Here is a 20,499-nt window from a genome sequence, read left to right on the forward strand (position 1 = left end):
CACCGCTGTCCGGACCTCTGGACATCGCGAATCCGCCTGTGGCTTCATGGCAACACTTTATCTATTCGAGACCATCTTCCCGTTGTTATTATTCGATAATATTCCAATTCATTCATATCGGTTGAATAACATATGTAAGGTAAAGGAAATGATGCAAAATATTAAGAGTTTAACATTGTATTAACAAATTTGTAATATTATCAAATGGTATGCTCGCTGTTGCATACTCGTCGGAAAACGCGATTCTTGCCGACGGGTCGCCGGAAGCGACGATGATCGACGTCATCTCCCCGACCATTTATGGGCCGGACAGCGGACGAAGAATCCAGAACATCGAGGTTGTACGGCGTGAGTCCATCGTGGCCGATGGTGCCGCGATATTTCTGGTGGATAGCGATTACATTCTGTTCGTATCGCCGGAGGCATTTCCCGATTCAGCCGCGATACAGCGGGACGCCATGGTCGATATGGCGCAGGAACTCGGCGATCAACTGGGACAGATGATCCTGCCCGTGATCGGAACGGGCCATCTGCAGGACAGGTCGTTCCTGATACTTCCCCGCTGCAAGCCATTGAAACCCGGCCGACTGGGGCGACTGTTCCAGAAACCGATGGTCGTCGGCAAAATCCTGCCCTGGCTTCGCGCGCTGGTACTGCATGGCACGCAGGGTCAATCGGCCGATCGCGAGTTCTGCGCGTCGCTGGACGCGCTGATCGATATGCCGGAATTGCCGGAGGCGATGCGCGACGCGGCGCGACGATCCAGAGACGCGATCGATACCGGCCGGATCGTCGTGCGGCACGTGCCGATGCATGGCGACCTGTGGCGCAACAATGTCATGCAGAACGACGCCGGCAATCTGGCGATCATCGACTGGGCCGGCAGCGCGCGACAGGGTTACGCGATATACGACCTGGTGCGATTTCATCAGTCGTTCGGCATGGCACACGCGAAGTTCGCCGCGGAACTGGACTGGTATTGCGAGACGTTGGGGGGCGTGGACGTGGTGATCGCTCACCTGTTGGGCGCTCTGGGCCATTACGCCAATCGGCTCGGCGAATTTCCGAAGCAGCGGTTCATCGCCCTGGCGAACGAATGTTACGACCTGCTTCGTTCGGGGCTTACTTCCGCCGGGCGCCTGACCGGCGACTCTCGGTAACGTCATCGACCGGCGTGTCCGCCCATGTCCGCAGGGCGTCGACGCGCCGCCGATCCTTCAGATGCTTGATGAAATCGGCCATGAACCTGAACATTCTCACTGTGAGTCCAACAGAGCATCCACGTATTGACCGATCGACGTTACCATTTGGTGACGAGGAAATGAAATGACTCCCGCGGGCTTATACGCGTGAGGCCGCGTGTTCTGGTCTGCTCGCCGATCCCGGTCGTCCGGGTCGGTTCCGCATGGCATACGCTCGATCTGTGGGCGCACGATATCAATGCTCAGGCGGACGTCGCCGATATCACGCTCCGATGCGCCGCCGTCGATACGACAAGCGATGCGCTGGCCCCGCTTGCGCCCGGCATCGCTCTCGTCACGGAAGACGACGATCTGGCCAGCGTGATCCCGCAGACGGACTTCATCCAGATTCCCGGCAATGCCGGCTGGCTGACATCCAGGCCGTATCTGCCGATCGTGCAGTGGGCAAAACGGTTCGGCAAACCGGTGTTTCTCGGCATCTCCAGCAACCGCGCCCGCACCTATACGATGAATGCGAAGGGCAAATCCCTGTTCGCCCGAACGAAGGCGTTGCTGCAATTCGTCGATATCCGGATGACGCAGCTGTTTCTGGCATCGCGATGCGCCGGCGTCTTCGTGGTGGGCGAAGGTCTGCGCAAGCTGGTCTGGCCGGTCGCCCGCGATGTGCATGTCGGTGTGGCAAGCTGGGTCGACGCCGACGATATCGCCCCGCCCCGCGCCGATCATGACCGACCGTTGCGCGTCTGCATGGCCGGCCGGCTCGAACCGATGAAGGGCTTCCACATCGGCATCGATGCATTCGCGCTGGCCGGGCAGGAACGGTTCGCATCGCTGACCATCATCGGCCGGGGCGCCGAACAGGACGCCTTGGCGCGTCAGGCTGAGCAAGGGCAACTGGCCGACTTCGCCATCCTGCCGCCGGTGGGCTATCCGACCGCGTTCTTCCACTTTCTCGATAATCAGGACATCGTCCTGATGACCAACCTAAACGACGAGCAGCCTCGCCTGATCTTCGATGCCATCAGTCGTGGCTGCATCCCGCTATGTCCCGACACGCCGCCCTATCGGGCGTTGGGTCTCGATACGCGGATATTGTACGAACAGGGTTCCGCCGCCTCGCTGGCCGATCGTTTGCGCAGCCTCGCCGATCCGGCGTTACGCCGGCAGGTGGGCCACGTGATCGCTGCCAAGGCGACGACCTATACCGTTCACACCATGCACCGCGCCCGGTTGGACTGGATGGCCGAAATAGCGGCGCGGCGTTGATCCAGGCCACGTACGAAGGCGTCTATTTCCTGCCGCTTCCGCTCTTTTGCATGATCGCCCATCCCTCGTCGTTCAACCGGCATTCCTCCTGGTGTCCGTTCGCTGCCAGCGTGGAAACCTTGCCGTCGATCAGGCGATCATAGGATCGTCTGACGAAGAGCGAGTTATCGCTGTCACCGATACGCGGCGGATCCCTTGGTCGCATCGCCGCGCGGAAGACTATCGCGAACTCCCATGTGCCAGTCACGCGTCCGGGCGATGACCCAAATCAGGAGTTATCCCGCATCGAAACGGGTTGTGCCCGTAATGAATCTCCGCAAGTCTCAACTCAATTAATAAGGGGGTGGCGATGATCAACGAAGATATCATTTGTATGCCAGTTGATACGTGCGCCTGCTGTTCTGCACGCGGGACCAAGATACACGACGATATTCAGGATCGGATATTCGGCGCACCAGGGAAATGGTCGATAATGCGTTGCACCAATGGCCGATGCGGACTTGGTTGGTTGAACCCCCAACCTGAAAAGTCCGAACTATATAAATTGTATGCAACATATTATACGCATGCGAATGATGTCGGTCCCGATCCGGCGCCGCCACTGACCTCACAATCTGAAAAATCGGTCGAGCCGGATAGCGGCGGAAAAGTGCGCGATCTGCTCGCCCGCATCATGCCTTGGCGTCACAGACAGTTTCGCTCCGGTCTTTGCTATCTCGAAGACCGCACACCCGGCAAAGTGCTTGAGGTGGGCTGCGGTGACGGTGCATTTCTCGCCCAGATGGCACAGGCAGGCTGGCAGGCCGTCGGCATCGACTTCGACGAGAAGGCCGTCGCGGCAGCGCGCCGTCACGCCGGGATCGATGTCATGCAAGGCGATCTGATCGCCTGCGCCTTTCCGGACGCCAGTTTCGATGCGATCGTCATGAACAACGTCATCGAACATCTACCCGATACATTGGCCGTGATGAAGGAATGCGCCCGCATTCTCCGACCCGGCGGTCGCGTCGTAATGGTCACGCCCAATCTGGATGCGCCCGGTCACCGCAAGTTCGGCCCTGATTGGCGGGGACTGGAGGTGCCGCGCCACCTGTACCTGTTCACCACCCGGACGTTGAAACGATACGCCCGCGCCGCCGGCTTCGCGACCGTGCAGTCCTTCTCGCCGATCGGTGGCGGCGGAACGGACGGGATCGTCGCCATGTCGCAGATGATCGCCGAACGCTCCGGCCGCGTCCCGCCACCGGCCGATCCGTGGAAGATGCAAAGGTATAGCCGGATCGCGACCCTGCTCGGCAAGCCCGCCGGCGAATGGGTGGTGCTGATCGCCGAGCATTGACGCGATCTCGGGAACCCCGAAGGGGAAGTCTTCATAAAACATCGGGAGGAAGTCGAACCGCATCGAAGCGGTTGGTGGACAGGGCTGGATTCGAACCAGCGTACGCTTGCACGGGCAGATTTACAGTCTGCTGCCTTTAACCACTCGGCCACCTGTCCAGATGGGCCGCCAACGGCGAGGCGGCTCCATGGCCAAGCGGGGAAGCCGTGTCAACCACCGGTTCGACGCTTGCACACATCCGCCCACCCGCATAGCACGCCGCCACAGGGATATTCCGGGAGGCTAATCACTTGCGCCGTCACTTGCTGCTCGCCGCCACCGCGGCGCTGATCGCCTCGCCCGCCATCGCGCAGGACGGCACGACCGCGCGCATCATCGACGAGGGGCTGAACCACAGCCAGGTGATGGTGACGGCACAGGGGCTGACCGACGTGATCGGTCCCCGCCTCACCAATTCGCCGGCGATGCGCAAGGCAGAAGGATGGACGCAGGACAGGTTCCGCGAATGGGGCCTGAAGAACATCCATAAGGAAGGCTTCCCGTTCGGGCGCGGCTGGTCGATCGAGCGATCCAGCGTCCGCATGGTCACGCCGCGCGCGATCCAGCTGACCGCCATCCCGATCGCGTGGACGCCCGCCACCACCGGCGCGCTGACCGCCCCGGTCATCGTCGCGCCGATCGGAAAAATCCGCGATTTCGACAAATGGCGCGGGCAATTGCGCGGCAAGGTGGTGATGCTCACCGCGCCCGGCACCGGCGACGAGCCCGATGAGGCACCGTTCCGCCGCCTGTCGGGCGAGGATCTCGGCAAGCTCGACCAATATCAATTGCCGCATAACGACCCGGAGGCGACGGATCGCCGCCTGAAGCGGCTGGATTTCCAGCAAAAGCTGGACGCCTTCCTGAAGGCCGAGGGCGCGGTCGCCTTCGCCACCATATCGTATCGCGATGGCAAGCTGCTCCACGGCGAAGGATATATGTTCGGCGTCGGCGAGACGCCGTCGATGCCCGGCGTGCAGATCGCCGCTGAGGACTATCGCCGCCTCGCCCGCCTGGCGAAGATCGGTCCCGCACCGACGCTGGAGATCGTCAGCGACGTCCGCTTCGACGACAGCGACGTGAACGCATACAACGTCTTCGCCGAAATCCCCGGCACCGATCCGAAGGCCGGCTACGTCATGGCCGGCGCGCATCTCGACAGCTGGGTCGCGGGCGACGGCGCCGCGGACAACGCGGCGGGCAGCGCGATGGTGATGGAGGCCGCGCGCATCCTCGCCGCCACCGGCGTCCGGCCGAAACGCACGATCCGCTTCGCGTTGTGGGCGGGCGAGGAGCAGGGCATCCTCGGCTCGATGGCCTATGTCGAAAAGCATCTGGCGACGCGCGGCGCCGGCACGGCGCTAGGCAATGGTCAGGGGATGCAGCGCTATTACGGCTTCGCCAATCGCTGGCCGGTCACGCCGCTGCCCGGCTATCGCGACCTGACCGCCTATTTCAACATCGACAACGGGTCGGGCAAGCTGCGCGGCCTGTATGCCGAGAACAACCCGGCGGCCGTGCCGTTGCTGCGCGACTGGCTCAGCCCGTTCGCGACGATGGGCGCGGGCACGGTGGTGGTGCGGCCGACCGGCGGCACCGACCATGTCTTCATGCAGTCGGTCGGCGTGCCCGGATTCCAGTTCATCCAGGACCCGCTCGATTACGGCAGCCGCATCCATCACAGTTCGGCCGACACGTTCGATCACCTGAAGGGCGACGACATGCGCCAGGGGGCGACCGTGCTGGCCGGCGTCCTGCTGGCCGCCGCCGATAGCGACAAGGTCTTGCCCCGGCCGCCATTGCCGACCAAGCCCGCCGTGACCGATCCCTTTGCCTATTCCGACGGAGATGACGACTGATGGCACGCCGTGGCCACCGCCCCTCGACCGGCACCGCCAACCGCCCCCGCCTCTGGGGCCGGCACGCGGTGACCGCCGCGCTCGCCAATCCCGACCGCAATGTGCGCAAGCTGTGGCTGACGCGCGAGGCGGCGGCGGCGATCCCCGTGCCGCCGGAGATTCCGGTGACCTATGCCGATGTCGCCGATCTCGGCCGCCTCGTCCCCAGCGATGCGCCGCATCAGGGCGTGATCGCCGAGGTCGATCCGCTGGAGGACATTTGGCTGGCCGACCTGCTGATGGCGGGCAAGGACGACCAGCGCCCGCTGGTGGTGCTCGATCAGGTGACCGATCCGCACAATGTCGGCGCCATCCTGCGCTCGGCCGCGGCGTTCGACGCGCTCGGCATCGTCACGCAGGACCGCCACTCGCCGCCGGAATCGGGCACGGTCGCCCGCGCCGCGTCGGGCGCGCTGGAGACGGTGCCCTGGGTCCGCGTCGTCAATCTCGCCCGCGCGCTGGAGGAAATCGCCGAGGCCGGTTTCTGGCGCATCGGCCTGACCGGCAGCGCCGACCAGACGCTGGTGCAGGCGATGGGTACGCAGCGCATCTGCATCGTGCTGGGCGCCGAGGGCGAAGGCATGCGCCAGAACACGGAAGCGCATTGCGACCTGCTGGCGAAGCTGCCGATTTCGGACCGGGTGGAGAGCCTGAACGTATCGAACGCCGCAGCGATCGCGTTGTATGCGGTGGCGGCGCGGGAATGATCTGACCGGAAAATCCTCCCCCGGCGGGGGAGGTGGCGCGCGCAGCGCGACGGAGGGGTAGCTATCCAAATGCTCCACGGCCCGAAACAGACGCAACATCGTGCCAGCAAGCTCCGCCGCACGATGACATTGCCAGAGGTCATTCTATGGCAGGAACTTCGCAAGCGGCCGGCAGGTCTGAAGTTTCGCCGCCAGCATCCTGCGGGCCGATACGTCCTCGATTTTTTCTGTGCGAGCCATCATCTCGCTATCGAGGTGGATGGGGAAGCCCATAATCGGAGCGATCGACCACAACGCGATGGCGAGCGCGACGCGTGGCTTGCGGCGCAGCACATTCGCGTATGCCGGATTCCGGCTATGAACGTCCTCACCGATCTCGATGCGGTGATCGTTCATATCCTGTCATGGTGCGGCGTGCGTGGAAACCTACCCCTCCACCAGCCTTCGGCCGGTCCCCCTCCCCCGCCGGGGGAGAATTAGGAAAAGAGCAGCCATCAATCCTCCGCCGCGATCCGCACCCGCAAGCCATCAAGCGCCGGCCCGAACTGGATCTGGCACGACAGCCGCGACGTCGCATCGCGCTCGCCGGCTGAATCGAGCAGGTCGTCCTCGTCCGGTCCCATCTTCGGCAGCTTGTCGAGGAACGCCGGATCGACATGGACATGGCACGTCGCGCAACTGCAACAGCCGCCGCACAGCGCCAGCAGCTCGTCGATGCCGCCGTCGCGAATCACTTCCATCACCGACAGGCCGGTCTCGCCGGCCAGTTCGCGTTCTTCCCCTTCGCGTGTCGTGACGATAAGCGTCGGCATCATGCAATCTCCTGTTCCCGATCGCCGCCATGACGGTGCGCGTCACCCGGATCAAGCCTCGAAAGGCCGACAATCATGGGCTTGAGCGAAAACCAGCTGCGCACCAGCCTCGACGCGCTCAGCGATATCGAACCCGCCTTCGCCGCCGCGATCGGGCGGATCGGCTATCCGGCACCCCGCGTGCGCGATCGTGGGTATGCCACGTTGCTGCGTACGATCATCGGCCAGCAGGTCAGCGTCCAATCCGCCAATGCCGTGTGGCTGAAGCTCGACACGATGCTGGGCAACGCCAGCGATCCCGTGGTCGTCGCGGCGGCCACCGACGAACAACTGCGCGCCGCCGGCCTGTCCCGGCAAAAGGCCGGCTATGCCCGCAGCCTCGCCGACGAGGTGACGAGCGGCCGCCTCGATCTCGCCGCGCTGCCTGTCGATGACGAGGAAGCCATCGCCGCCCTCGTCCGCGTGAAGGGCATCGGTCGCTGGTCGGCGGAGGTATATCTGTTGTTCGCCGAAGGTCGCCCGGACATCTGGCCCGCCGGCGATCTCGCCGTGCAGATCGAGGTCGGCCGCATCCTCGGCCACGATACCCGCCCCTCCGAACGCCTTACCCGCGAACTGGCCGAGGCATGGCGCCCCCATCGCGGCGCCGCGGCGATCTTCACCTGGCATCATTATGGCGCCGGACCGGACGTGGTCGCCGCGCCGGTGTGATATCGGATTCAGTAACCCAATTCACAATCATCGCGAGCGCAGCGAAGCAACCCAGCGTCCCGCGCGCTGCCCTGGATTGCTTCGCTGCGCTCGCAACGACGGACCTTGACACATCTCTATCTAAAGTCTTCGTCCATCAGCCGGATGAACGCTCAATCCTCCGGCTTGTCCGTGAAATCCATCCGGATACGCACCCACGCGCCGACCATCTTCTTGCCGCCGATCCGTGGCGGCCGCACCCGGAACTGCCACGCCGCCTCGCGCATCGCCCGGCCGATGCCGGACCCCAGCGGCGATTCACCCAGGAACCGGCAATTGTCGACCCTGTAATCGTCGATCGTCTGGCAGGCGATCATGCCCCAGCTCTTCGGCGGCGCCCCGCGCGGCAGATAGGACTGCAGCACGCCGCGCGGCGGCCGGGTGTACCATTCCGCATTGTACAGCCGCTGCCCGCCCGGTCCTTCGCCCGGTCCATAGGTGCTGCCGCTGTCCTTGCCCGAATCGTCGCCTTCGCCCTCTCCCTCGCCGCGACCGGCGTCGGCACGGCGGGTCGCCATCGCCGCGCCGACGCCGTCGAACATCTCCTTGCCGCCGATCATCGACGGGAGTTCGATCGGGGGCGTCGGTGGCGGCGGCGGCAGATCGGTGGGCGGTGCCACGCGCGATGGCGCGGCCGCCGGCGCACCGCCCGCCGCACGGGCCGCCCTGGCGACGGCGGGCTTCGGCGATGCCTTGGGCGCGGCGCCCGGTTCCGGCGCCAGGCCGAACGTCACCGGCATCGATTCCGGTTCGCGCGGCGGCGACGCGGCCGGCGCCAGCCGCAACAGCAACAGGATGATGAGAATGTGCGCGGCAATCGTCAGCAACAGGGAGACGAGACGCCGCCGGTCCAACGAAGGCTGATAATAGGCGGACCGCATGAAGCGCCGCGCCTAGACCCCGGCGCAGGCCGCGGCAAGATGGCCCGCGGGCTTTATCCGGTGACCGTGATCCGCGTGGGCGACACCGGCCCCGGTGCCATCCGCAGCGTCTGCGAAAATTCATGCCGCTCGCGCATCACCGCCCCGCGCAGACGTGTGGTGATCGCCAGCATCGCCCGGCGATAGGTGATCCAGTCGTCCGCCACGTCCACCCCGCTCCAGCGCGCCACATGCGTCTGGAAATCCTCGCTCAGCAGGATGCAGTCCGCCTTCATCAACCGCGCCCGCCGGCGCTGGTCCGGGTCGCCGCCGGCGATCATCGGATCGAACAGCTCGCGGTGCTTGAACAACTGATATTCGCGCAGCCGCCGCGCCATTTCCCAGCGGCTCGTCGCCAGCCCGGCACGATTGCGATCGGGATCGCCATGGATCAGGTTCGTCGCACGGTCGAGGATCGTCAGGATGCGATCCTGATGCTCGTGCAGGCGGGCGAGGCTGGCGGATACGTCCATGCCACCATCGCTAGCCGGAACGGTATTACCAGCGGGTTAGCGATCCGGTCAGCGCGCCGCCGTCCACCGCTGCGTCCGGCAGAAGAACGCGATGCAGCCCTGCACCTTCAAGCCGCCATCCGCCTCGCGCTTCAGGATCGACTTGTACGTCTTGCCTGATTTCGGGTCGTAGATGCGGCCGCGCCAGTCGTCGCCACCGTCCTTGAATTCGGTCAGGATCACCAGCCCCTCGATCGGCCGGTCGCGCAGCCGGGCATCGGGATTGTTGCGATCGAGCGGCGGGCCGGAGGGCGGCCCCTTGATGAGCTTCGTGATCCGCCCGCACGTCGCCGCGCCGCAGGGCGCGATGGTCACGATCGCGCTGGCCTCCTCGGTCAGCCAGCGACCCGCAATCGGCGTCGCCGCATCGGCGGCCGAAACCATGGTCAGGGCAGCGACCATCGTCGCCAGCGGCAGGATAAGCATACGCATATCCCGCCTCTGTCGTGCCGACGTCACAAAGGCAATGGCCTCCTGTCGAGTGCACAATGCTTGCCGGCCCTGACCGCATACGGCAGGAGCAGGTACGATGACGCCGACACCCGCCCGTTCCCTCGCCGATAGTTACCGCAGCGTGGCCGTTCCCAAGGGGACGGGCGTGTTCCGCCGCTTCCTCGCCTTTGCCGGTCCCGGCTATCTGGTCGCGGTCGGCTATATGGACCCGGGCAATTGGGCGACGGACATCGCCGGCGGATCGGCCTTCGGCTATACCCTGTTGTCAGTGATCCTGCTGTCGAACCTGATGGCGATCGTGCTTCAAGCATTATCCGCGCGGCTGGGCGTCGCGGCCGGCCTCGATCTGGCGCAGGCGTGCCGGGCGAATTACTCGCGGCCGGTAACGCTGGTCCTGTGGGTGCTGTGCGAGATCGCGATCGTCGCCTGCGATCTGGCCGAGGTGCTGGGCACCGCCATCGCCCTGAAACTTCTGTTCGGCCTGCCGCTGACCTGGGGCGTGATCGTCACCGCGGTCGACGTGTTCCTGATCCTCGCGCTGCAACGCTATGGTTTCCGCCGGCTGGAGGCGTTCATCATCGCGCTGCTGGTCGTCATCGCCGGCTGCTTCGTGTTCGAACTGGCGCTCGCCCGCCCCGATCCGGGGGCGATCATGCGCGGTCTCGTGCCGACCACGGAGATCCTGACCAACCCGGCGATGCTGTATATCGCGATCGGCATCCTCGGCGCGACGGTGATGCCGCACAATCTCTACCTCCATTCCTCGATCGTTCAGACCCGCGCGTTCGATCAGGACGTCGGCGGCAAGCGCGAGGCGGCGAAGCTCGCCACGATCGACAGCACGGTCGCGCTCGGCCTCGCGTTCTTCATCAACGCCTCGATCCTGATCCTCGCCGCCGCCGCGTTCCACACCGCCGGCCGCACCGACATCGCCGAAATCGACGAGGCGTATCGCCTGCTCGCCCCCTCGCTCGGCATGGGCGCGGCCAGCGTCGTGTTCGCGGTCGCGCTGCTGGCGTCGGGCCAGAACTCCACCGTCACCGGCACGCTGGCCGGGCAGATCGTGATGGAGGGATTCCTGAACCTGCGGCTGCCCGTCTGGGCACGCCGGCTCGTCACGCGGGCGCTGGCGATCGTGCCGGCGGTGATCGTCGTGGGCGCCAGCGGCGATGCCGGCGCCACGCAGTTGCTCGTTCTCAGTCAGGTGATCCTCAGCCTGCAGCTGCCGTTCGCGGTCGTGCCGCTGGTCGCCTTCACCGGCCGGCGCGACCTGATGGGCGATCTCGTCAGCCCGATGTGGCTGCGCGTGCTTGCCTGGGCGATCGCGGCGATCATCATCGTGCTGAACGGCACGCTGCTTTACGGAATGTTGTGAGACCTCTGCATACGAATGGCGCGTGACTTCGGCCCGGCCGCAGGTACACATCAAACCGGACCAACTATTCGGGGCGCCCCTTTGGCCACTTCACCTGCCGCATTGCCTGTCGCCGACGCCAATCCGCTCGCCGATGCCATTCTCGAAACCCTCGTCCACCGGATCGGGAAGGATCAACGGGCCGCCCGCCCGCATGACTGGCTGGCCGCCACGATCCTGACCGTCCGCAACGACATCATCGAAAAATGGATGACCTCGACGCGCGAGGCGCATGCGAAGGGCGCCAAGCGCGTCTATTATCTCAGCCTCGAATTCCTGATCGGCCGCCTGTTGCGCGATGCGCTCGCCAATCTGGGCCAGACGCACGACATCGCCGGCGCGCTGAAGTCGCTGGGCGTCGACCTCGCTGTCATCGAGGAGATCGAGCCCGACGCCGCGCTGGGCAATGGTGGCCTCGGCCGGCTGGCGGCGTGCTTCATGGAAAGCCTCGCGAGCCTCGACCTGCCCGCCTATGGCTATGGCATCCGCTATGTGAACGGCATGTTCCGCCAGCGGCTGGACGATGGTTTTCAGGTCGAACTGCCGGAAAACTGGCTCCAGCACGGTAATCCGTGGGAGTTCGAGCGTCGCGAGAGCGCCTATTTCGTCGGCTTCGGCGGCGAGGTGATCGGCACCGACACCGGCCATGTTCATTGGAAGGTGGGCGAGGCGGTCGAGGCGATGGCCGTCGACACGCCGATGGTGGGCTGGCGCGGCAAGCGGGTCAACACGCTGCGGCTGTGGACCGCCCGCGCGCTCGACCCGATCCGTCTCGACCGGTTCAACGAGGGTGATTTCACCGGCGCGCTGTCCGGTCAGCTGCGGGCGGAGACGCTCACCCGCGTCCTCTATCCCAACGACTCCACCGCCGCCGGTCAGGAACTGCGCCTGCGTCAGGAATACTTCTTCTCGTCGGCATCGATCCAGGACATCGTCCGCCGCCACGTCCAGTATTTCGGCGACATCCGCACCCTGCCCGACAAGGCGGCGATCCAGCTGAACGACACGCATCCGGCGGTATCCGTCGCCGAGCTGATGCGCCTGCTGATCGACTTCCACGAATTCGGCTTCGACGAGGCGTGGGACATCACCAAACGGACGTTCGGCTACACCAACCACACGCTGTTGCCGGAGGCGCTGGAAAGCTGGCCGTTGCCGCTGTTCGAACGCCTGCTGCCCCGCCACATGCAGCTGGTCTATGCGATCAACGCCAAGCTGCTGCGCGAGGCACGCGCGGCGGGCAGCGACGAGACGGCGATCAAGGCGATCAGCCTGATCGACGAGGGTGGCGAACGGCGCGTCCGCATGGCCAATCTGGCCTTCGCCGGCAGCCACAGCGTCAACGGCGTCGCCGCGCTCCACACCGACCTGATGAAGCAGACGGTTTTTGCCGACCTGCACAAGCTGTATCCGGACCGGATCAACAACAAGACCAACGGCATCACCCCGCGCCGCTGGCTGCAGCAATGCAATCCCGGTCTGACCAGCCTGATCCGCGAAGCGATCGGCGACGCGTTCTGCGACGACACCGAAAAGCTGGACGCGCTGGCCGCCCATGCCGACGATGCCGCCTTCCAGCAGAAATTCGCGGCGGTGAAGCGCGACAACAAGGTGGCGCTGGCGAAACATCTGAAGGACCTGATCGGCCTGCGCGTCGATCCCGACGCGATGTTCGACGTGCAGATCAAGCGCATTCACGAATACAAGCGCCAGTTGCTGAACATCGTCGAGACGGTCGCGCTCTACGACCAGATCCGCAGCCATCCCGAACGCGACTGGGTGCCGCGGGTGAAGCTGTTCGCGGGCAAGGCGGCGTCGAGCTATCACAACGCCAAGCTCATCATCAAACTGGCCGGCGACGTCGCCCGGCGGGTCAATGCCGATCCGGCGGTGGGCGACCTGTTGAAGGTCGCATTCGTGCCCAATTACAATGTGTCGCTGGCGGAGAAGATTATCCCCGCCGCCGATCTGTCCGAACAGATCTCGACCGCCGGCATGGAGGCATCCGGCACCGGCAACATGAAATTCGCGATGAACGGCGCGCTGACGATCGGCACGCTGGACGGCGCGAACGTGGAAATCCGCGATCATGTCGGTGCGGAGAACATCGTGATCTTCGGCATGACCGCCGACGAGGTCGCGGCCAAGCGCGCCGGTGGCTACAATCCGCGCGAGGCGATCGAGGCGTCGCCCGAACTGGGTCAGGCGCTGGCGGCGATCGCGTCGGGCGTGTTCTCGCCGGACGATCCCGATCGGTACAAGGGGCTGATGGGCGGCCTTTATGATGGCGACTGGTTCATGCTCGCCGCCGATTTCGACAGCTACGCGGCGGCCCAGCGAACGGTCGACCGGCGTTGGTCGAACCGTTCCGACTGGAATAGTGCGACGATAAGGAACGTCGCGCGCGTCGGTTGGTTCTCCTCAGATCGCACGATCCGCGAATATGCCAAGGACATCTGGGGAGTCCTGTGAAACCACCAAGTGACGCCATCTCCGCCCTGTTGGAAGGGCGTCACGACGACCCCTTCTCGCTCCTTGGTATCTTTCCGGGACCGGAGGGCAGTTTCGCGAGGACCTGGATTCCGGGGGCGGACAGCGTCGAGGCGCATGACCTGTCCGGCGCCAGCCTCGGCACCCTGACCCGCGTCGACGATGCGGGCCTGTTCGAGGGGATCGTCAGCGGCGATCCCCAACCCGTCCGTTACAGCGCGGCGGGACACGGCGCCGAATGGTCGGTGACCGATCCCTACAGCTTCGGCCCCATCCTCGGTCCCACCGACGATTACCTGATGGGCGAAGGCACGCACCTGCGCCTTTGGGACAAGATGGGCGCGCATCTGGTCGAGCATCAGGGCGCGACCGGCACGCATTTCGCGGTCTGGGCGCCCAATGCCCGCCGCGTTTCGGTCGTCGGCAACTTCAACGGCTGGGACGGCCGCCGCCACGTCATGCGCCGTCGTGGCGGCGTCGGGGTGTGGGAGATTTTCCTGCCCGATCTGAACGCCGGTCATGCGTACAAGTTCGAAATCGTCGGCAGCGACGGCCAGCTGCAGCCGCAAAAGGCCGATCCCTTCGCCTTCGCCGCCGAGCTGCGCCCCCGCACCGCATCGCTGACGACCGGGCCGATGACGCATGAATGGCAGGACAAGGGCCACCGCGAACATTGGGCCTCGGTCGATCCCCGCCGCGTGCCGATCTCGATCTACGAGGTCCATGCCGGATCGTGGGACAAGGACGCGAACGGCTGGTTTCTCAGCTGGGACGCGCTGGCCGACAAGCTGATCCCCTATGTCGTCGAAATGGGCTTCACCCATATCGAATTCATGCCGATCACCGAACATCCCTATGATCCGTCATGGGGATATCAGACGACCGGCCTCTACGCCCCGTCCGCCCGGTTCGGCGATCATGAGGGGTTCGCCCGGTTCGTGGATGGCGCGCATCAGGCCGGCATCGGCGTGCTGCTCGACTGGGTGCCTGCGCATTTTCCGATGGATGCGCATGGCCTGATCCGGTTCGACGGCACCGCACTCTACGAACATGACGATCCGCGTCTGGGCTATCACCCTGACTGGAACACCGCGATCTATAATTTCGGGCGGCGCGAGGTGTCGAGCTACCTCGTCAACAACGCGCTGTTCTGGGCGGAACGCTATCACCTCGACGGCCTGCGCGTCGATGCCGTCGCGTCGATGCTGTACCGCGATTACAGCCGCAAATCGGACGAATGGATTCCGAACGAGGATGGCGGCCGCGAGAACTGGGAGGCGGTGGAATTCCTCCGCGCCACCAACCGCGCCGTCTATCGCGAGCATCCCGGCATCTTCACCATCGCCGAGGAATCGACCTCATGGCCCGGCGTCTCCAGCCCCGCGCCGGCACCGGGCGAGCGTGAAGGCGGCCTCGGCTTCGGGTTCAAATGGAACATGGGCTGGATGCACGACACGCTCCAATACATGGCGCGTGAACCGATCCACCGTCAGCATCATCACGGCGAGATCACCTTCGGCCTCGTCTACGCCTATTCCGAGAATTTCGTCCTGCCGCTGAGCCATGACGAAGTCGTGCACGGCAAGGGGTCGATCCTCGCCAAAATGCCCGGCGACGACTGGCAGAAATTCGCCAATCTGCGCCTCTACTATGCGTTCATGTGGGGATATCCCGGCAAGAAGCTGCTGTTCATGGGTCAGGAATTCGCCCAGCGCGAGGAGTGGGCCGAGGATCGTGCCCTCGACTGGCACCTGCGCACCAGCCACGCGCATGAGGGCGTCCGCAGCCTCGTTCGCGACCTGAACAGGCTCTACCGTGAGAAGCCCGCGCTGCACGCCCGCGATTGCGAGGCCGACGGGTTCGAATGGCTGGTCGGTGACGATGCGGCCAATTCTGTCTTCGCCTGGCTGCGCAAGGCACCGGGCGAAAAGCCGGTCGCGGTGATCGTCAACATGACGCCGATCGCCCGCGCGCCTTACCGCGTATCGTTGCCCCATGACGGGCGCTGGACCGAGGTGATGAACTCCGACGCGCAGGAATATTGGGGTTCCGGCCTTGGCAATCTCGGCGGGGTCGAGGCGAAGGATGGCGCGGCTTGGGTCACGTTGCCGCCGCTCGCCACGATCATGCTGGAATATGACGGATAATCGAACCGAAACCGTTGCGACGGCCTTGTCGGGAACGACGGGCTGTCGCACACTCGCGGTGAACGGATGACAACGCGCCGGGATAACGGCGCATCATAGGGAGAGAGCCGTGGATCATCGTCGGGGCCAGCCGCTAGCGCGTGACGCCATGGCCTATGTACTCGCCGGTGGTCGCGGCAGTCGATTGTTCGAAATGACCGACACGCGCGCCAAGCCGGCGGTGTATTTCGGCGGCAAGAGCCGGATCATCGATTTCGCGCTGTCGAACGCGATCAATTCGGGCATCCGGCGCATCGGCGTGGCGACGCAGTACAAGGCGCATTCGCTGATCCGCCACCTGCAACGCGGCTGGAATTTCCTGCGCCCCGAACGCAACGAGAGCTTCGACATCCTGCCCGCGTCGCAACGCGTATCCGAGTTTCAGTGGTACGAGGGCACTGCCGACGCGGTGTTCCAGAACATCGACATCATCGAAAGCTATGGTCCGGAATTCATGGTCATCCTGGCGGGCGACCACATCTACAAGATGGATTACGAGATCATGCTCCAGCAGCATGTCGACAGCGGCGCCGACGTTACCGTCGCCTGCATGGAAGTGCCCCGGATGGAGGCGACCGCGTTCGGCGTGATGCATGTCGATGAACAGGACCGCATCATCGATTTCGTCGAGAAGCCCGCCGATCCCCCCGCAATCCCCGGCAATCCCGAGGTCGCGCTTGCCAGTCTCGGCATCTACGTTTTCGCCACCCGTTTCCTGTTCGAGGAACTCCGCCGCGACGCCGCGACCGAGGGGTCGAGCCGCGATTTCGGCAAGGACATCATCCCCTACCTAGTAAAGCACGGCAAGGCGCAGGCCCACCGCTTCAGCGCCAGCTGCGTCCGCTCGTCGGAGGAACCACAGGCATATTGGCGCGACGTCGGCACGATCGATGCCTATTGGGAAGCGAACATCGACCTTACCGATGTCTTGCCCGAACTCGACCTGTACGAAACCAGCTGGCCGCTATGGACCTATTCGGAGATCACGCCGCCGGCCAAATTCGTCCACGACATCGACGGCCGGCGTGGCTCGGCGGTTGCCAGCCTGGTGTCGGGTAACTGCATCATCTCCGGCGCGTCGATCAACCGCAGCCTGTTGTCGACCGGCACACGCGCGCACAGCTTCTCGATGCTCGATGAAGCGGTCGTGTTGCCCAACTGCCAGATCGGTCGCGGCGCACGCCTGAGGCAGGTGGTGATCGATGCCGGCGTGAAGATTCCCAACGGCCTCGTCGTCGGCGACGACCCCATCCTCGACGCCTCCCGCTTCCGCCGCACCGACAAGGGCATCTGCCTCATTACCCAACCCATGATCGACCGGCTGACGGCGTGAACCAGACGACACCAATCCTCCCCGGCACGGGGAGGGGGACCGGCGCAGCCGGTGGAGGGGGGCCAGCCCCGAACGCAACGGTCGCGTCTCGCAATCACCGGACTGCCTGAACCATGCGCGTCCTCTCCGTCGCCTCCGAAGCCTATCCCCTCATCAAGACCGGCGGCTTGGCGGACGTGGTCGGCGCCCTCCCCGCCGCGCTGGCGGATCAAGATGTCGCCACCACGACGTTGCTGCCGGGCTATCCCGCCCTTGCCCCGACCATGGCCGCCGGCTGCGCCATCCACGAGTGGCCCGATCTGTTTGGCACCGAAGCCCGCCTGATCGAAGCAGGATTGGATGGCCACCCGCTCCTGATCCTCGACGCCCCCGCGCTGTTCGATCGCGACGGCGGTCCCTATGGCGACGCCACGGGCAGGGACTGGGACGACAACTGGCGCCGCTTCGCCGCGCTCGCCCGCGCCGCCGCCGACATCGCCGACGGCGCAGTGAAGGGCCATCGCTTCGACATTCTCCACGCCCATGACTGGCAGGCCGGTTTAGCCCCCGCCTATGTCCGCGCCCTCGGCGCGCCGGTGAAGACGGTCATGACCGTCCACAACATCGCCTTTCAGGGCCGGTTCGACCTGAGCCTGTTCCCCGCGCTCGGCCTGCCGGACTGGATGGCGAGCATCCACGGCGTCGAATATTATGACGGCATCAGTTACCTGAAGGCTGGCCTGCAAGCCGCCGACGCGATCACCACCGTGTCGCCCACCTACGCCCGCGAAATCCGCGATCCCGCATTCGGCATGGGCCTCGAAGGACTCATCGCCTCGCGCGCCGCCGATGTGAGCGGGATCGTCAACGGCATCGATCCGGCCGTTTGGAACCCCGCGACCGACGCCGCCCTGCCTGCCCCCTACACGGCCGATACGCTGGCGGACCGCGCCGCCAATCGCGCCGCCGTCGATGACCGCTTCGGCCTCGCCCCCGGCGACGGCCCGATCTTCACCGTCGTCAGCCGCCTGACCTGGCAAAAGGGCATGGACGTCCTCGCCGCCATTCTCGACGATCTCGTCGCGGCCGGCGGCCGGCTCGCGCTGCTCGGCTCGGGCGACAGACCGCTGGAGGCCGCCTTCCTTGCCGCCGCCGATCGCCATCCCGGCCGCATCGGCGTGCGTATCGGTTATGACGAAAACCTGTCGCATCTGTTGCAGGGCGGCGCCGACGCGATCCTGATCCCGTCGCGGTTCGAACCATGCGGCCTGACCCAGCTTTACGGCCTCGCCTATGGCTGCGTCCCCGTCGTCGCCCGCACCGGTGGCCTCGCCGACACGGTGGTCGACGCCAACGAGGCCGCGCTGGCGGCCGGGGTCGCCACCGGCATCGTCCATGACGGTGTCACCCCCGACGCATTGCTCCACGCCATCCGCCGCGCCATCGCGCTGCATGCCCAACCCGATGCGTGGAAACGCCTGCAGACGAACGGCATGAACGCCGACTTCTCTTGGCGGGAGAGCGGTCGGCGCTATGCTCGCCTGTATCACGACCTGATGGAGCCGGCATGATCCGCGACTACCCCACGACCCCGTTTACCGACCAGAAGCCCGGCACCTCCGGCCTGCGCAAGAAGGTGAAGGTCTTCCAGCAGCCGAACTATGCCGAGAATTTCGTCCAGTCGGTGTTCGACGTCATCGACGGCAAGCAAGGCGCCACGCTGGTCATCGGCGGCGACGGCCGTTTCCTGAACCGTGAGGTGATCCAGGTCGCGATCCGGATCGCCGCCGCGGCCGGCTTCGCGCGCGCCATCGTCGGGCGTGGCGGCATCCTGTCGACGCCCGCCGCCAGCAACCTGATCCGCATCCGTGGCGCACTCGGTGGCCTCGTCCTGTCGGCCAGCCACAATCCCGGCGGCCCGGACGAAGATTTCGGCATCAAGTACAACATCGCCAATGGCGGCCCCGCGCCCGAAAAGGTGACCGAGGCGCTCCACGCCCGCACCCTGACGATCGACCGCTGGCGCGCGGTGGAGGCTGACGACATCGATCTCGACGCATTGGGTGAAGTGAAGGTCGGCGAGATGATCGTCGAGATCGTCGATCCCGTCGCCGATTACGCCGCGCTGATGGAGAAGCTGTTCGACTTCCCCGCGATCCGCGCCGCCAACCTGACGATGGCGTTCGATGCGATGAGCGCCGTCACCGGCCCCTACGCGCACGACATTCTCGAAAACCGGCTCGGCTTCGCGCCCGGCACCGTCCGCAACGGCACGCCGCTGCCCGATTTCGGCGGTCACCACCCCGATCCCAACCTCGTCCACGCGCACGAACTGTACGAGACGATGATGGCCCCCGACGCGCCCGATTTCGGCGCCGCATCGGACGGCGACGGCGACCGCAACCTCATCATCGGCCGCCATCGCTTCGTGACCCCATCGGACAGCCTCGCGATGCTCGCCGCCAACGCGCATCTGGCACCGGGCTACAAGGACGGCCTGAAGGGCATCGCCCGATCGATGCCGACCAGCGCCGCCGCCGATCGCGTCGCCGCCAAACTCGGCATTCCCGCCTATGAGACGCCGACCGGCTGGAAGTTCTTCGGCAACCTGCTCGACGCCGGCATGGCGACGATCTGCGGCGAGGAAAGCGCCGGCACCGGTTCCGACCATGTCCGCGAAAAGGACGGTCTCTGGGCGGTGCTCCTGTGGCTCAACATCCTCGCGGCAACCGGCAAGTCGGTCGATACGATCGCGCGCGAACATTGGGCCGCCTATGGCCGCAACTATTATGCGCGCCACGATTATGAGGGCGTCGAAAGCGACCGCGCCGACACGCTGATGGCCGAACTGCGCCGCAAGCTCGCCACCCTGCCCGGCGAACGCTTCGGTGATCTGGAGGTCGAGACCGCCGACGACTTCGCCTATCACGACCCCACCGACGGGTCGGTCAGCCGTAATCAGGGCGTGCGCGTGCTGTTCGTCGGCGGCAGCCGCGTCGTGTTCCGCCTGTCGGGCACCGGCACCAGCGGCGCTACGTTGCGCGTCTATCTCGAACGGTTCGAGGCCGACGCGATCGATGGCGATACTACGGACATGCTCGCCGACATCGTCGCCGCGGCCGACGCGATCGCCGGCATCGTCCGTCACACCGGCCGCACCGAGCCCGACGTCGTCACGTGACGGCGTTGTCACGCGGCG

Annotated in this window: 17 protein-coding genes and 1 tRNA gene; 13 read left to right on the forward strand and 5 right to left on the reverse strand. The window is 65.3% G+C overall.

All coding sequences use genetic code 11. The annotated features are described in order from the left end of the window. The first annotated feature begins 272 nt into the window (after positions 1-272). The 3 genes from JAO74_RS10085 to JAO74_RS10095 all read left to right on the forward strand — a co-directional run bounded on the left by JAO74_RS10085 (position 273) and on the right by JAO74_RS10095 (position 3,807). Positions 273-1,160, forward strand: coding sequence for a phosphotransferase (locus JAO74_RS10085; RefSeq protein ID WP_199037939.1), 888 nt, complete (start codon positions 273-275; stop codon positions 1,158-1,160). 189 nt (positions 1,161-1,349) lie between these two features. Further along, entirely contained in the window at positions 1,350-2,468 is a 1,119-nt protein-coding gene (locus tag JAO74_RS10090) for a glycosyltransferase (RefSeq protein WP_199037558.1), read from the forward strand. 349 nt (positions 2,469-2,817) lie between these two features. Beyond that, a complete protein-coding gene (locus JAO74_RS10095; RefSeq protein ID WP_199037559.1) occupies positions 2,818-3,807 on the forward strand; it encodes a class I SAM-dependent methyltransferase in 990 nt (329 codons plus the stop codon). A gap of 72 nt (positions 3,808-3,879) precedes the next feature. On the opposite strand, the gene JAO74_RS10100 is transcribed toward JAO74_RS10095, so the two are convergent. Further along, a tRNA-Tyr gene (locus JAO74_RS10100) sits at positions 3,880-3,965 on the reverse strand. Positions 3,966-4,097: 132 nt separating this feature from the next. On the opposite strand from JAO74_RS10100, the gene JAO74_RS10105 reads away from it, so the two are divergent. The 3 genes from JAO74_RS10105 to JAO74_RS10115 all read left to right on the forward strand — a co-directional run bounded on the left by JAO74_RS10105 (position 4,098) and on the right by JAO74_RS10115 (position 6,931). Continuing rightward, positions 4,098-5,705 (forward strand): M20/M25/M40 family metallo-hydrolase, encoded by a 1,608-nt coding sequence (locus tag JAO74_RS10105; RefSeq protein WP_199037560.1) that lies wholly within the window; start codon positions 4,098-4,100, stop codon positions 5,703-5,705. After that, positions 5,705-6,451, forward strand: coding sequence for a 23S rRNA (guanosine(2251)-2'-O)-methyltransferase RlmB (gene rlmB, locus JAO74_RS10110; protein WP_199037561.1), 747 nt, complete (start codon positions 5,705-5,707; stop codon positions 6,449-6,451). The genes JAO74_RS10105 and rlmB overlap by 1 nt, the downstream gene beginning before the upstream one ends. A 123-nt stretch (positions 6,452-6,574) precedes the next feature. Further along, positions 6,575-6,931: an endonuclease domain-containing protein gene (locus JAO74_RS10115; RefSeq protein WP_332908787.1), complete on the forward strand. Its 357-nt coding sequence runs from the start codon at positions 6,575-6,577 to the stop codon at positions 6,929-6,931. 14 nt (positions 6,932-6,945) lie between these two features. Here JAO74_RS10115 and JAO74_RS10120 read toward each other — a convergent pair whose 3' ends face one another. After that, positions 6,946-7,263, reverse strand: coding sequence for a 2Fe-2S iron-sulfur cluster-binding protein (locus tag JAO74_RS10120; protein ID WP_199037941.1), 318 nt, complete (start codon positions 7,261-7,263; stop codon positions 6,946-6,948). A gap of 75 nt (positions 7,264-7,338) precedes the next feature. Here JAO74_RS10120 and JAO74_RS10125 point away from each other — a divergent pair, with 75 nt between their 5' ends. Beyond that, positions 7,339-7,974 (forward strand): DNA-3-methyladenine glycosylase family protein, encoded by a 636-nt coding sequence (locus tag JAO74_RS10125; protein WP_199037563.1) that lies wholly within the window; start codon positions 7,339-7,341, stop codon positions 7,972-7,974. A 152-nt stretch (positions 7,975-8,126) separates the two neighbouring features. Here JAO74_RS10125 and JAO74_RS10130 read toward each other — a convergent pair whose 3' ends face one another. From JAO74_RS10130 to JAO74_RS10140, 3 genes are read right to left on the reverse strand one after another with little or no spacing between them, the layout of a single operon-like run. Continuing rightward, entirely contained in the window at positions 8,127-8,894 is a 768-nt protein-coding gene (locus JAO74_RS10130; RefSeq protein ID WP_199037564.1) for a hypothetical protein, read from the reverse strand. Between the two features lie 53 nt (positions 8,895-8,947). Next, positions 8,948-9,406, reverse strand: coding sequence for a hypothetical protein (locus tag JAO74_RS10135; RefSeq protein WP_199037565.1), 459 nt, complete (start codon positions 9,404-9,406; stop codon positions 8,948-8,950). A gap of 48 nt (positions 9,407-9,454) precedes the next feature. Continuing rightward, a complete protein-coding gene (locus JAO74_RS10140) occupies positions 9,455-9,877 on the reverse strand; it encodes a DUF2147 domain-containing protein (RefSeq protein WP_233150873.1) in 423 nt (140 codons plus the stop codon). Between the two features lie 97 nt (positions 9,878-9,974). Here JAO74_RS10140 and JAO74_RS10145 point away from each other — a divergent pair, with 97 nt between their 5' ends. The 6 genes from JAO74_RS10145 to JAO74_RS10170 all read left to right on the forward strand — a co-directional run bounded on the left by JAO74_RS10145 (position 9,975) and on the right by JAO74_RS10170 (position 20,481). After that, complete coding sequence (locus JAO74_RS10145) at positions 9,975-11,273, forward strand: Nramp family divalent metal transporter (protein ID WP_199037566.1); 1,299 nt, start codon at positions 9,975-9,977, stop codon at positions 11,271-11,273. A gap of 15 nt (positions 11,274-11,288) precedes the next feature. After that, positions 11,289-13,784: a glycogen/starch/alpha-glucan phosphorylase gene (locus JAO74_RS10150; protein WP_199037567.1), complete on the forward strand. Its 2,496-nt coding sequence runs from the start codon at positions 11,289-11,291 to the stop codon at positions 13,782-13,784. Continuing rightward, positions 13,781-15,949: a 1,4-alpha-glucan branching protein GlgB gene (glgB, locus tag JAO74_RS10155; protein WP_199037568.1), complete on the forward strand. Its 2,169-nt coding sequence runs from the start codon at positions 13,781-13,783 to the stop codon at positions 15,947-15,949. Before JAO74_RS10150 ends, glgB begins: the two co-directional genes overlap by 4 nt. A gap of 109 nt (positions 15,950-16,058) precedes the next feature. Continuing rightward, positions 16,059-17,321, forward strand: a complete 1,263-nt coding sequence (gene glgC, locus JAO74_RS10160) for a glucose-1-phosphate adenylyltransferase (protein ID WP_199037570.1) — start codon at positions 16,059-16,061, stop codon at positions 17,319-17,321. A 113-nt stretch (positions 17,322-17,434) separates the two neighbouring features. Beyond that, the gene (gene glgA / locus JAO74_RS10165; RefSeq protein WP_199037571.1) at positions 17,435-18,871 is read left to right on the forward strand and encodes a glycogen synthase GlgA; all 1,437 of its coding nucleotides are present in this window, start codon (positions 17,435-17,437) and stop codon (positions 18,869-18,871) included. Continuing rightward, entirely contained in the window at positions 18,868-20,481 is a 1,614-nt protein-coding gene (locus JAO74_RS10170; RefSeq protein WP_199037572.1) for an alpha-D-glucose phosphate-specific phosphoglucomutase, read from the forward strand. Before glgA ends, JAO74_RS10170 begins: the two co-directional genes overlap by 4 nt. The last annotated feature ends 18 nt before the right edge of the window (positions 20,482-20,499 follow it).

The sequence above is a fragment of the Sphingomonas mollis genome, from assembly GCF_016427505.1.
Lineage (GTDB): Bacteria > Pseudomonadota > Alphaproteobacteria > Sphingomonadales > Sphingomonadaceae > Sphingomonas > Sphingomonas mollis.

Bases quoted from the DNA above. Each gene is read 5' to 3' on its own strand.
- JAO74_RS10085 (WP_199037939.1), top strand. From the start codon at position 273: ATGATCGACGTCATCTCCCCGACCATTTATGGGCCGGACAGCGGACGA.
- JAO74_RS10095 (WP_199037559.1), top strand. From the start codon at position 2,818: ATGATCAACGAAGATATCATTTGTATGCCAGTTGATACGTGCGCCTGC.
- rlmB (WP_199037561.1), top strand. From the start codon at position 5,705: ATGGCACGCCGTGGCCACCGCCCCTCGACCGGCACCGCCAACCGCCCC.
- JAO74_RS10115 (WP_332908787.1), top strand. From the start codon at position 6,575: ATGACATTGCCAGAGGTCATTCTATGGCAGGAACTTCGCAAGCGGCCG.
- JAO74_RS10120 (WP_199037941.1), bottom strand. From the start codon at position 7,263: ATGCCGACGCTTATCGTCACGACACGCGAAGGGGAAGAACGCGAACTG.
- JAO74_RS10125 (WP_199037563.1), top strand. From the start codon at position 7,339: ATGGGCTTGAGCGAAAACCAGCTGCGCACCAGCCTCGACGCGCTCAGC.
- JAO74_RS10130 (WP_199037564.1), bottom strand. From the start codon at position 8,894: ATGCGGTCCGCCTATTATCAGCCTTCGTTGGACCGGCGGCGTCTCGTC.
- JAO74_RS10135 (WP_199037565.1), bottom strand. From the start codon at position 9,406: ATGGACGTATCCGCCAGCCTCGCCCGCCTGCACGAGCATCAGGATCGC.
- JAO74_RS10140 (WP_233150873.1), bottom strand. From the start codon at position 9,877: ATGCGTATGCTTATCCTGCCGCTGGCGACGATGGTCGCTGCCCTGACC.
- JAO74_RS10145 (WP_199037566.1), top strand. From the start codon at position 9,975: ATGACGCCGACACCCGCCCGTTCCCTCGCCGATAGTTACCGCAGCGTG.
- JAO74_RS10150 (WP_199037567.1), top strand. From the start codon at position 11,289: ATGGCGCGTGACTTCGGCCCGGCCGCAGGTACACATCAAACCGGACCA.
- glgA (WP_199037571.1), top strand. From the start codon at position 17,435: ATGCGCGTCCTCTCCGTCGCCTCCGAAGCCTATCCCCTCATCAAGACC.
- JAO74_RS10170 (WP_199037572.1), top strand. From the start codon at position 18,868: ATGATCCGCGACTACCCCACGACCCCGTTTACCGACCAGAAGCCCGGC.